The sequence below is a fragment of the Agrobacterium tumefaciens genome (assembly GCF_005221325.1).
Classification (GTDB): domain Bacteria; phylum Pseudomonadota; class Alphaproteobacteria; order Rhizobiales; family Rhizobiaceae; genus Agrobacterium.
Genome location: NZ_CP039889.1, coordinates 553,220 through 565,746 on the forward strand (window position 1 = coordinate 553,220; position 12,527 = coordinate 565,746).

Here is a 12,527-nt window from a genome sequence, read left to right on the forward strand (position 1 = left end):
GGGGTTTCCTTTTCAAACCGTTGGACCACAAGGATCAGTTCGGCAACGCATAAGCGATGACGTAGTCGCCACGATCGGGAGACTGGCGTGCACCGCCAGCCGAGATGACGACATATTGCTTGCCGGTCTTGGGAGACTTGTAGCTCATCGGGCCGCCCTGGCTGCCGACCGGAAGGCGGGCCTTCCAGACTTCCTTGCCGGTCGCCGTATCGAAGGCGCGCAGATAATAATCCTGCGTACCGGCGATGAAGACGAGACCGCCCTGGGTGGCGAGCGTACCGCCGAGCGTCGGCATGCCGATCGGGATCGGCAGGCCCATCTTGATGCCGAGCGGACCCGTATCCTCGACGGTGCCGACCGGCACCTGCCACTTGATCTGCTGCGTCTTCATGTCGATTGCGGTCATGGTGCCATAGGGCGGAGCCTGGCAAGGGATGCCGAGAGCCGACAGGAAGCGGTTCTTGTTCACCGCATAGGGCGTGCCCTTCATGGGAACGACCCCCATGCCGGTATTGACGCTTTCGCCACCGCTGGCAACGGCCTTGGTGGGGGCAGCTTCCTTCATCTCGATCCACAGACCAAGACGCATGTCATTGACGAAGATGGTGTTGGTGGTCGGGTCGATCGAAAGACCGCCCCAGTTCATGCCGCCGAGCGAACCTGGGAAGGCGAGCGAGAGATCCGTGCCGGGCGCCGTATAAAGGCCCTCATAACGCATGCCCTTGAAGGCGATACGGCACAAAAGCTGGTCGAACGGGGTCGCACCCCACATATCGGCTTCCGTCAGTGTCTGCGCACCGATCTGCGGCATGCCGACGGAACGCGGCTGAGTGGGTGCATAGGGCTCATTGAGAATATTGCCGGCCTTGACCGGAACCTCTTCCACCTTGGTCAGCGGCTGGCCGGTCGCGCGGTCGAGCACATAGATCTGCCCCGCTTTGGTGCCGAAGACGAGCGCCGGAACGGTCGTTCCGTCAGCCTTCGGGAAATCGACGAAGCTCGGCTGCATCGGCACGTCGAAGTCCCAGAGGTCGTTATGAACCGTCTGGTACACCCATTTTTCGCGGCCGGTCGTGGCGTCGAGCGCCAGCATGGAGGCACCATATTTATGGTCGAGCGGCGTGCGTGTCGCGCCATAAAGATCGACCGAAGGGCTGCCGACGGGCATGAAGACCGTGTTCAGGTCCGGATCGTAGGACATGGATGCCCAGACGTTTGGCGTGGAACGTGTATAGGTCTGGCCCGGAGGCGGCAGCTTGGTGATATCAGGGTTGCCGGGGTCGAAAGCCCAGCGCAGTTCACCCGTCACCGCGTCGAAACCGCGCATCACGCCGCCAGGCATATCCACCTGTACGTTATCAGCGATACGGCCGCCGACAACGACGGTGGTGCCGGCAAGTGTGGGTGCCGAGGTCAGCACATATTGCGGGTCCGGCGCATCTCCCATACCGATCTTCAGATCGACGCGGCCATTCGTGCCGAAGTTAGGGCAAAACGCGCCCGTGTCGGCATCGAGCGCGATGAGTTCCGCATTGATGGTGTTCATCAGAATACGGCGCTGGCAAAGTGCACCCTCGGCCACCAACGCCGGCGTGACGGGCGTGGAGCCCGGTGCAGTCGGCTGCTTCAGCGGCGCCTTGGCATCAAAATAGGCAAGGCCGCGGCAACGCATCCAGACGGAGGATTTCGAATTGATTTCCGCCTTCCACTTTTCAGCGCCGGTATCCGCGTCCAGAGCGATGACATTATTGTGCGGCGTGCACAGGAACACGGTATCACCCACCTGCAGCGGCGTCTGCTGGTCTTCCGCGCCGTTTGCACCGGGGCTGATCGGGGTGTCGCCGGTGTGGTAGGTCCAGGCAACTTCGAGGTTTTTGACATTGTCGCGGGTGATTTCATCAAGCGCAACGAAACGGCTGCCGCCTGCGGTATTGCCGTAATGTTCCCAGTTCTTCTGTTCCGTTTCCGGCTTTACGGGCGTCAGCGCCGTCGGCTCGCCATTGAAGGCAACGGTCGGATGCGCCACGAACATGCCGGCAAAGCCAGCGCCGGAAGCGATGGCGAGAATGGCGGCTACCGCAAAGGACGAGCCGTATGCCGGCGTTTTGCCGGCTGCACGGCGCAACAGCGGGTATGACAGGGCAACGACTGTTGCCCCCACGCCGACGGCCAGCAGGCGGGAAATCAGCGGCCAGAAGTGAACGCCTGCTTCCCATACCGCCCAGACGCCGGTGAGGATGAAAACGAGACCGAAAAGAAGCGCGCCTGCAGGCTTGCGCAACAGGATGAGCAGGCCGGAAACGATAAGCGCGATACCTGCGGTGATGAAATAGGGGCTGCCACCGAGGGCTGCGAGCTGCCAGCCGCCAATGGCGAAGAACAGGCCCGCAGCGATGATGACCGCGCCGAGCACCAACAGCCATAATCTGGCCGGGAGCGACAATGAAGTTGCTGGATTACCCATGAGTGAATGTCCGGTTAGAAGAGCCGCCTAAAAGGCTGAGGCCCGATGATCGTTCAGTGTCCGGCAGAGCGCGGACAGTTCGCCGCCAATGCGGCCAGGCGAAGATGCGCCGGTGGCGGCGCGGCTGAACGGGGAACAATAGTGGGGAAGATTTCCGTCGTGACTGTCATTTCGACCCATTCACTGCAGGTTCCCGCCGGCCCCATGGACGACGGACAATATGCTCGAACAAATCCTCCCCGGTCCGGATCGCCCTCACCTGCACAGGCGGTAAAGACGCTCACGATCCTGAGTTGCGGTATAACGTCGCCTGCGACAAGATGACAATGCGAAAGACAGGCAATTTTGATAAGCTGCACTTATATCACGCAAAGCCCGACAACACAAAGACCTCTCCGCCATGGATACTCGCCAGCTCACCATATTTGTGGAAGCCGCTAGGGCCAGAAACTTCCGGGCCGCCGCCCTCCAACTCGGTATCGCCCAGCCAGCCGTTACCCAGCGCATCCGGCAGTTGGAGGAGAACCTGGGCTTCAAGCTCTTTCACCGCATCAATCGCGGTGTGGAACTCACTCCGGCCGGGCAATCCATGCTCATCGAGGCGGAAGAAATCCTTGCCCGCACCAAAGGCGCGCTCGAAAAGGCGCAGCAGATCCGGCGCGGTGAGCTCGGCACGCTGCGCATCGGTTACGGTACCAGTGTGATGGCCGAGCGGAAGCTGCCGACGCTCATCACCCGCTATGGTGATGAGCACAGGGATGTGACGCTGGAGCTTTTGCCCGGCATGACGATGGAACAGCTGATCGAGCAGGTGGAAACGCGCAAGACCGATATTGCTTTCATCCGTGCGCCCCTTCCCCCGTTGCCCCAGACCCTGAGGGCCATGCCCTTCGACCGCTCGAAACTGTGCGTTGCGCTGTCGGAACGTCATCCGCTGGCCTCCAGCCCCAGAATTTCGGCTGGCGATATCGTGCGGGAAAAACTGCTGCTGCCTATCGACGAGATCGGCCTCGGCCTCAGCAGCAGCGCGCTCACGCTTTTTGAGGATGCTGGCTGCGAACCGCAAATCGGCATGCGTATCGCCAATATCAATACCATCCTTGCCCTGGTGGAAGCGGGTGCGGGAATTTCCATCCTGCCGGAAAGCACCGTGCGTTCCACACGCGGCATTGCCGGCGTGCCGCTCGACAGCGCCGACGCATGGTCTGACTGCGTGCTGGTCGTCCGGCGCGGTCCGCTTGCCCTCCACGTCGATGCCTTCGTGAATATGGCCCGCCAGGCTTATCAGCCAAGCCTTTGACAACGAACATGCGGACTTAATCGATTAAATCGGCCGTAAATTTCATCACGCTTAAATTTGCTGCACTGAACAACATTCAAGGCTTGGCAGGCCTGCAAAAAATACCATAACAACAACGAATATTTTTATACTGATAACGACAGGAAAGCACGCTCAGCCCATGTCCGACACGACGAAACCCGCCAGCACAAGAACATCGGTAACGGATCAGGAAGCCCTGGATTTCCACGCGCAAGGCAGGCCGGGCAAACTGGAAATCACGCCGACCAAGCCGATGGCGACGCAGCGGGACCTGTCGCTTGCCTATTCCCCTGGCGTGGCCGTGCCGGTGAAAGCCATCGCCGAAAATCCGGCGAGTGCTTACGATTACACGACGCGCGGCAACATGGTCGCCGTCATCTCCAACGGCACGGCGATCCTCGGCCTCGGCAATCTCGGCGCGCTTGCCTCCAAACCGGTCATGGAGGGCAAGTCGGTTCTGTTCAAGCGCTTCGCCGACGTCGATTCCATCGACCTTGAGGTCGATACCGAAGACGCGGACGAATTCATCAATTGCGTGCGTTATCTCGGCCCCTCCTTCGGCGGCATCAATCTCGAAGACATCAAGGCGCCGGAATGTTTCATCATCGAAAGCCGCCTGCGCGAACTGATAGATATTCCCGTCTTCCATGACGACCAGCACGGCACCGCCATCATCGCCGCCGCCGGCCTCATCAACGCCATCGAGTTGACCGGCCGCGATTTCAAGACCACGAAGCTGGTCTGCAATGGTGCGGGCGCTGCGGCGATTGCCTGCATGGATCTCATCAAGGCCATGGGTTTCAACCCGGAAAACATCACACTCTGCGATACCAAGGGCGTGATCTATCAGGGCCGCACGGAAGGCATGAACCAGTGGAAATCCGCCCACGCGGTGAAGACCAATAACCGCACGCTGGCGGAAGCCATGAGGGGCGCGGACGTGGTGTTCGGCCTCTCGCAGAAGGGCGCTTTCAGCGAAGAGATGATCCGCTCCATGGCGCCGAAGCCGATCATTTTCGCAATGGCCAATCCGGACCCCGAAATCACGCCTGAAGAAGTGTCGCGCATCCGCGACGACGCCATCATGGCGACCGGACGTTCCGATTACCCGAACCAGGTCAATAACGTCCTCGGCTTCCCCTATATCTTCCGTGGCGCGCTCGACGTGCGTGCCCGCCAGATCAACGATGCTATGAAGATTGCCGCTGCACAGGCGCTGGCCGATCTTGCCCGTGAAGATGTGCCTGATGATGTGGCCGCCGCCTATCAGGGCAACCGCCCGCGTTTCGGGCCGCAATATATCATTCCGGTTCCGTTCGATCCGCGTCTGATCTCGGCCATTCCGGTCGCCGTGGCGAAGGCCGCTATCGAAACCGGCGTCGCCCAGCGCGAAATACCCGATCTCGACGCCTATGCCCGCGAACTCTCCGCCCGCCGCGACCCGATGGCCTCGACGACGCAGCGCCTTTACGAGCGCGTGCGCCGTTCGCCCAAGCGCGTGGTCTTTGCCGAAGCGGAAGAAGAGCAGGTCATGCGCGCAGCGATTTCGTTTACCGCACAAGGGCTTGGCACCGCCATCCTGCTCGGCCGCGACGATATCATCAAGGCCAATGCAGAACGCGCCGGCATCGATCTCGACCGCACCAATATCGAAATCACCAATGCCCGCCTCTCCAGCCGTGTCGATGCCTATGTCGATTATCTCTATGCGCGGCTGCAGCGCGGCGGCTTCCTGTTGCGCGACGTGCAGCGCCTGATCCACAACGACCGCAATCACTTCGCCGCCTGCATGGTGGCAATGGGCGATGCGGATGCCGTGGTGACAGGCGTTACCCGTAATTATTCGACAGCGCTGGAGGATATCCGTCGCTGCATCAACACCAAGCCCGGCCATCGCGTCATCGGTGTTTCCCTTGTTGTCTCGCGCAACCGCACCGTTTTCGTGGCCGACACCGCCGTGCATGACATGCCGAATGCGGAAGACCTTGCCGATATCGCCGAAGAGGCGGCCCACCTCGCCCGCCGTTTCGGTTATGAGCCGCGCGTCGCCATGCTCGCCTATTCCACCTTCGGCCAGCCGGTCGGTGAACGCTCCGACAAGGTGCGCGAGGCGGTGAAAATCCTCGACAGGCGCAATGTCAATTTCGAGGTGGACGGCGAGATGTCGGCGGATGTGGCGCTGAACCATCACCGCATGCAGAGCCAGTATCCCTTTGCCCGCCTTTCCGGTGCGGCCAACGTCCTGGTCATGCCCGCCATCCATTCCGCATCCATCTCCACCAAGATGCTGCAGGAACTGGGCGGTGCCACCGTCATCGGTCCGCTCCTCGTTGGCCTCGACAAGTCCGTGCAAATCACCTCGATGGGGGCGAAAGATAGCGATATCGTCAACATGGCGGCGATCGCGGCCTATAACGCCGGGCGATAACTGACAGCCCGTGCGGCTTGCTTCTCGCCTTTTGGTTGAAACAAGCCGCACCCCTCTAAAACCTAAAGAACAAGATTCTACGATTTTAAATTATTAGGATATTTTTTCCGCCTGCAGACTTTATTGGAACTCATTTCTCTTCATAGTATTTTTTGCGCAATACCAATTCTCGCTCTCTGCGGGTCCGTCATGTAGGTTCCAGCCACAAGCAAAAGGAAATACCCATGGCCCTCTCTTTCTCCAGATTTGCCGCAAAACTCATTGCCGGAACCGTCGTCATCGCTTCGATGGCGACTGCCGCCCACGCGGATGCAACGCTTGACCGCATCAAGGGTCGCGGCAAGCTCACCGTCGGCGTCATCCTCTCCGGCGCGCCTTTCGGTTTCATCGATCCGAAGACGCAGGAACAGAAGGGTCTCAACATCGATGTCGCCAAGGCGCTGGCCGCCGGTCTCGGCGTCGAGCTGGTCACCGAAACCGTGACCCCGCCCAACCGCGTGCAGTTCCTGCAGCAGGGCAAGGTGGATATTCTCATCGCCAACATGCAGTACACGGAAGAGCGCGCCAAAACGCTCGATTACGTGCCCACCCCCTATGACCGCCAGGGCGGCGCTGCCATCGGCCGCAAGGACAGTGGCATCAAGGACTGGCCGGACCTGAAGGGCAAGATCGCCTGCGTGTCGCAGGGCTCGAACTACACCCAGCCGCTGATTGAACAGTACGGCGCGCAGGTGAAGGCGCTGCCGAGCCAGCCGGAATCGCTGCTGGCGCTGAAGGGCGGCAATTGCGACGTCTCCGTTCACGTCAACGGTACGATCAGCCTGATGCTTCAGGACCGCGCCGATGAGTGGAAGGATTACGGCATCCTTATCCCCACCGATCTCATCCCTTCCGATTCCGTGATCTGGCTGCGCAAGGGCGAGGCCGACACGCAGGCCGCACTCGACAAGATTGTCAAGGAGTTGCACGCTTCCGGCAAGATGATCGAATTCGCCAAGGCCAACCGCCTGCCCAGCATCGGCTACATGGAAGAGCAGCAGAAGAAGCTTTCCGCCGCGCAATAAAGCGACCGGCAATCTGGCTCGTCCCGTCACCTTAACGTGATGGCGGGCGTCTGCCTTAAACGCGTTTTACGCCAACCCTAGAGAACGGCCGGTTTCGCCTGCCGTTCTTTTCTGCTTTATAACAAGGCAGGCCATTCTGGCGCCGCCCGCCCGGCGGCACCCGCAATAACAGCATGGATTTCCGATGCAGGATTCATTTACAGCGCGCTTCATTGAACTCGCCGCGCATCTCGGCCTCAACTATGATTTTCTGAACAGCGGTTACGAGGTTCAGATCTGGCTTGATGGCATGAAGATGACGCTCATCCTCGTCGCAGTCACTTTGCCGCTCAGCCTCGTCTTCGGCTTCATTTTCGCGGCCATGCTGACATCAGGCAAGACCTGGCTAGCCGGTCCCGTGCGCGCCTATGTGGAACTGACCCGCAACACGCCGACGCTGGTGCAGCTGATGTGTGGTTTCCTCGTGCTCAACATGCTGATTTCCAATGCGCTGGGTGGTGCGCAGAACAATCCGCTGACACCTTTTTTCTGGGTCGTTGCCATCACCGGTCTGCACATTGCCGCTTTCCATGCCGAAGCGTTGCGCGGCGGTATCGAGGCGGTGCCGGCCACCACCATTGAGGCGGCGCGCGCCATTGGTTTCAGTTCACTGGAGATTTTGCGTTACGTGGAGTTTCCGCTGGCGATCCGTACCGCCCTGCCCTCGATCATCAACAATCTCGTCAACCTGGTGAAGCTCACCACGGTCGGCTCTGCGATTGCGGTGGGCGAAATCACCTATGCCTCGATCCTGATCTGGACCCAGCGCGACAATGTGGTCGAGCTGATGCTCGTCATCCTCCTCTTCTTCAGCGTCATCAATTTCATCGTCGCACGGGCCGGTCTCTGGCTTGAACGACGTCTTGCGGTTCCGGGGTTTGGCCAATGAGCGCGGTTGTTTCTCAAACGCGGGCGGCAAAGAAGCCGCCCTTCGGCACCATTCTGCTGCTTGGCGTGGTGATATCAGTCATTCTGTGGCTGATCCTCGACCCCTCACTCGGTCAGGTGCTGCTGCAATGGCTGCCCTATCTGGCCAAGGGGTTCGCCATGAATGTGCTGATCAGCATTCTGGCGATCGCCATCGGCACCTTCATCGGTGTCCTGCTCGGCATCATGGAGCTTGCGCCTTACCGTCTCGTGCGCGCGCCAGCGCTGACCTATGTACAGGTCTTCCGCAACGCCCCGCATCTGGTGCTGATTTTTGCGGCGACTTACATCTTCCCTTTCGAGATCGTCGCCTTCGGCAATTACATTCCCTTCCCGGACTGGATCAAGGCCGTGGTCGGGCTTGCCATTCCGGCAAGCGCCCATATCGCCGAAATCACCCGCGGCGCCATCCAGTCCATTCCGACCGCCCAATGGGAAGCGGCGCAGGGTCTTGGCTTTTCCCGTAACCAGACGCTGCGCTGGATCATCCTGCCGCAATGCGTGAAACGTTCGCTGCCGCCATGGATGAACCTTTATGCATCCATCACCATGGGCACGGCGCTCGCCTCGCTGGTCGGCGTGCATGAGCTTCTGCATGCGGCAACCGACGCCAGCACCGCCGTGCAGCGCAATGATTTCACCGTCGTGGTGTATCTCACCGTCCTGATGGCGTTCTTCCTGTTCTGCTATCCCGTCTCCCGTTTCACGCAGCGCCTGGAACGGCGCTTCGCTTCCCGCTGATTGGAACAAGCCATGTCCGCACCCGCACCACAAACCGCCGCAAAAGCCCCTGTCACAGAAGCGCTTGTCGAACTCGAAGGGATTCATCTCTCCTTCGGTGATAACCAGGTCCTGAAAGGTATCGACCTCACGGTCAACAAGGGCGACGCCGTCTCCATCATCGGACCTTCCGGCTCGGGCAAGTCCACCATCCTGCGCTGCATCAACGGCCTGCTCATCCCGCAATCCGGCAAGATCACCGTTGGCGGCACCCGGGTCGACCAGTTGAAAACCGAGGCTGAGCGCATCGCGCTGCGCAAGCGCATCGGCATCGTCTTCCAGCAGTTCAACCTCTTCCCGCATCTGACTGTGATGGAAAACATCACCATCGCGCCGATCAAGATTCTCGGCACGCCGAAGGCGGAAGCCGAGCGTCATGCCTGCGAATTGCTGGAAAAAGTCCGTCTTTCCCAGAAAGTCGATGCCTATCCCGGCCAGCTTTCCGGCGGCCAGCAGCAGCGTGTGGCCATTGCCCGCGCACTCGCCATGCGGCCGGAACTGGTGCTGTTCGATGAAGTCACCTCTGCGCTCGACCCGGAAACCGTGGGCGAAGTGCTCGCCGTCATCCGCGATCTCGTCAATGATGGCATGACCAGCATTCTCGTCACCCACGAGATGCGCTTTGCCGAGGAAATCAGTGATAATATCGTCTTTACCGAAAATGGCCTGATCGTCGATCAGGGCACACCGGAACACATCTTCTACAGGTCGACCAACCCGCGTATCAACGCCTTCGTCAAAGGTCTCGGAGGACAGGTGGCACGGGTGACCGACGGCGAAGGGATCTGACGTCATGACCGCCGACGAAAAACTCACCCTTCATCTGGCCGAGGCCATCGCCGCCTCCGATCCGCTGCGTGACGACGAAGCGGTGAGGATCGCCCGCACGGCATTGATCGATTTTTTCGCCTGCGTGCTGGGCGGCGCTGCCGACAGAAGCACGAAAATCCTGATCGACACCTTTATTCCGGGCACATCGGGCACAGCAGGCATCATTGGCCACGATCTGCGCACGGATGCCTTTACCGCCACCCTCATCAACGGTCATGCCGGCCATGTGCTTGATTATGACGATGTCCATGGCAGCGTGCGCGGCCACCCTACCGTCGCCATCATCCCAGCCCTTTTGGCTGTCGCGGTCGAGGAAGGTTCGACGGCGGATGCCTTCATCGCCGCCTATATCGTCGGGCTGGAGACCATGGCGCGGATTGGCCTGTCACTCGGCACAAAACATTACGAAAACGGCTTCCACGCCACCGCCACTCTTGGCCCCATCGGCGCTGCGGCGGCGATCGCCCATCTTCTGAAATTCGATCCGCAAACCACGGCCGTGGCACTCGGCCTCGCCGCCACGCAATCGGCCGGCCTTCGTCTGCAATTCGGGTTCGATGCCAAGCCGCTGCATGCCGGGCTTGCCACACGCGCCGGCCTTACCGCTGCGCGGCTGGCACGATCACGTTTTCAGGGCGCGCCGGATTTTCTCGAAAATCCCATCGGCTTTTATTCCGCCTTCGCCTTCGGCGCCGAGCAGCCGAAACGGGTTCTTTCCGGCTGGGGCGCGCCTTGGCAGATCGTTTCGCCCGGCCTCACCCTCAAGGCCTTTCCCTGCTGCACCGCCGCCCACCCCGTCGCCGTCGGCGCGCTTGCGCTGCGCAGCGCCCACGATCTGACACCGGACGAGATTGAAACTGTTATCATCACCTTCCCGCCGGGCGGCGATGCCGCCCTCGTCGGCCCGGCCACACCCGCCACCGGCATCGATGCGCGCTTCAGCCCCGAATATGTCTTTGCTGCAGCCCTTGCCGATGGAGCGCTCGGCATCGGCCATTTCGACGAACGCCCGGCGCGTGCCGATCTGCTCGCACTTTCGGCAAGAGTCTCGCGCCGGCACGATGAGACCGCCCGCCGCCTCTCGCCCGATCCGACCACCCGTTTTGTGGTCATCGATGTGACGAAAAAGGACGGCACGGTCTTCTCGCGCCGCACAGACGGCTTGCCGGGCATTGACGATCCGACGGAGAAGTTCGCCGACGCCACCGGCGGCAATGAGAAATTCGCCGGGATTCCGGCACTGGTGCGGAGCATGAAGACCGCAGCCGACCTCAGGAAGCTCGAAGCGCTTCTGGTGTCTCAAATATAACTTGACCGATATGAAGGCATGATCCCCATGACCACTACGACCCGCAAAAGACAGATGCATCTCGGCCTTTTCCTGCAGGGTGCCGGGCACCACGTTTCCGGCTGGCGTCACCCCGATGCGGAGGCCGGCAGCGAGAATTTCGACTTGCTTACCCGCGTCACGAAAATGGCGGAAGCCGCAAAGTTCGACATGGTATTCCTCGCCGACGGGCTGACAAGCGGTGTCGATGCCCATCCGTCGATGATCGCCCGCTTCGAGCCGCTGACATTACTGTCAGCGCTTGCCATGGTAACCGACAAGATCGGTCTGGCCGCCACCGCCTCCACCACCTATGGCGAGCCCTATCACACCGCCCGCGCCTTCGCGTCCATCGACCATCTGAGCCATGGCCGCGCGGCCTGGAACATCGTCACCACCTCCTATGCCCGCACGGCCGCGAATTTTTCCAAAAGCCATCCCGAGCATGACGAGCGTTATGCGGTGGCGGAAGAATATGTGAATGTCGTTCGCGGCCTGTGGGACAGCTGGGATGACGATGCCTTCGTCAAGGACAAGCAGGCGGGACGTTATGTCGATCCCGAAAAGGTCCATATTCTCGACCACGAAGGCAAATATTTCACGGTCAAGGGCCCGCTCAACATTCCGCGCTCACCGCAGGGACACCCCGTTCTCATTCAGGCAGGCTCTTCGGGACCGGGACAGGATCTCGCCGCCCGCACGGCCGATATCGTCTTCACCGCCCAGCAGGCGATTTCCGAAGCGCAGGCCTTCTATACGAGCCTTAAAGCCCGCGTGGCGAAATTCGGCCGCGATCCGGCAAGCGTCGCCGTCATGCCGGGTTTCATGCCGATCATCGGCAGGAGCTTCGAAGAGGCCGGCGAGAAACTGAAGGAGCTGAACCGCTGGACTGACATCAAGAGCGCCATGCCACTGCTTGAAGAACGCATCGGCCACAGCCTTGCCGATTACGATCTTGACGGCCCGCTGCCGGACCTGCCGATCTCCGACCAGCTGCGCAGCCGCGCGGAACTCTTAACGGAACTGGCACGCCGCGAAAAGCTGACGATCCGGGAACTGGCGCTGCGCGTCGCTGCCGGCCGCGGTCACCATATCGTGATGGGCACGGCCAGGGATATTGCGGATCGGATGCAGGAATGGTTCGAAAACGGTGCGGCCGACGGTTTCAACGTCATGCCGCCCTACTTCCCCGGCGGGCTGGAGGAATTCAACCGCGAGGTCGTGCCGCTTCTGCAGGAGCGCGGCCTGTTCCGCAAGGATTACGAAGGGTCTACGCTGCGTGACCACCTCGGTATCACGCGACCGGCCCTGCGGGGATAACGACATGCGGATGCCCGACCAAAGGC

At 60.7% G+C, this 12,527-nt stretch carries 9 protein-coding genes; 8 read left to right on the plus strand and 1 reads right to left on the minus strand.

Features of this window, described 5'->3' with window-relative positions:
• Positions 1 to 34 precede the first annotated feature (34 nt).
• Complete coding sequence (locus tag CFBP5499_RS17455) at positions 35 to 2,464, minus strand: glucose/quinate/shikimate family membrane-bound PQQ-dependent dehydrogenase (RefSeq protein ID WP_175416812.1); 2,430 nt, start codon at positions 2,462 to 2,464, stop codon at positions 35 to 37.
• Positions 2,465 to 2,864: 400 nt separating this feature from the next.
• Between CFBP5499_RS17455 and CFBP5499_RS17460 the strand changes: the two genes are divergently transcribed.
• The 8 genes from CFBP5499_RS17460 (at position 2,865) to CFBP5499_RS17495 (ending at position 12,501) form a co-directional block, all read left to right on the plus strand.
• The gene (locus tag CFBP5499_RS17460; RefSeq protein ID WP_080829663.1) at positions 2,865 to 3,764 is read left to right on the plus strand and encodes a LysR family transcriptional regulator; all 900 of its coding nucleotides are present in this window, start codon (positions 2,865 to 2,867) and stop codon (positions 3,762 to 3,764) included.
• A gap of 160 nt (positions 3,765 to 3,924) precedes the next feature.
• Complete coding sequence (locus CFBP5499_RS17465) at positions 3,925 to 6,213, plus strand: NADP-dependent malic enzyme (RefSeq protein ID WP_080829662.1); 2,289 nt, start codon at positions 3,925 to 3,927, stop codon at positions 6,211 to 6,213.
• Positions 6,214 to 6,437: 224 nt separating this feature from the next.
• Positions 6,438 to 7,277, plus strand: a complete 840-nt coding sequence (locus CFBP5499_RS17470) for a transporter substrate-binding domain-containing protein (protein ID WP_080829661.1) — start codon at positions 6,438 to 6,440, stop codon at positions 7,275 to 7,277.
• 184 nt (positions 7,278 to 7,461) lie between these two features.
• On the plus strand, positions 7,462 to 8,205 hold the full coding sequence (locus CFBP5499_RS17475; protein WP_130932557.1) for an amino acid ABC transporter permease: 744 nt from the start codon (positions 7,462 to 7,464) through the stop codon (positions 8,203 to 8,205).
• A complete protein-coding gene (locus tag CFBP5499_RS17480) occupies positions 8,202 to 8,984 on the plus strand; it encodes an amino acid ABC transporter permease (protein ID WP_080829660.1) in 783 nt (260 codons plus the stop codon). Before CFBP5499_RS17475 ends, CFBP5499_RS17480 begins: the two co-directional genes overlap by 4 nt.
• A 12-nt stretch (positions 8,985 to 8,996) precedes the next feature.
• On the plus strand, positions 8,997 to 9,812 hold the full coding sequence (locus CFBP5499_RS17485; protein WP_080829659.1) for an amino acid ABC transporter ATP-binding protein: 816 nt from the start codon (positions 8,997 to 8,999) through the stop codon (positions 9,810 to 9,812).
• 4 nt (positions 9,813 to 9,816) lie between these two features.
• Positions 9,817 to 11,163, plus strand: a complete 1,347-nt coding sequence (locus CFBP5499_RS17490; RefSeq protein WP_080829658.1) for an MmgE/PrpD family protein — start codon at positions 9,817 to 9,819, stop codon at positions 11,161 to 11,163.
• Positions 11,164 to 11,181: 18 nt separating this feature from the next.
• Positions 11,182 to 12,501: an LLM class flavin-dependent oxidoreductase gene (locus tag CFBP5499_RS17495; RefSeq protein ID WP_175416813.1), complete on the plus strand. Its 1,320-nt coding sequence runs from the start codon at positions 11,182 to 11,184 to the stop codon at positions 12,499 to 12,501.
• The last annotated feature ends 26 nt before the right edge of the window (positions 12,502 to 12,527 follow it).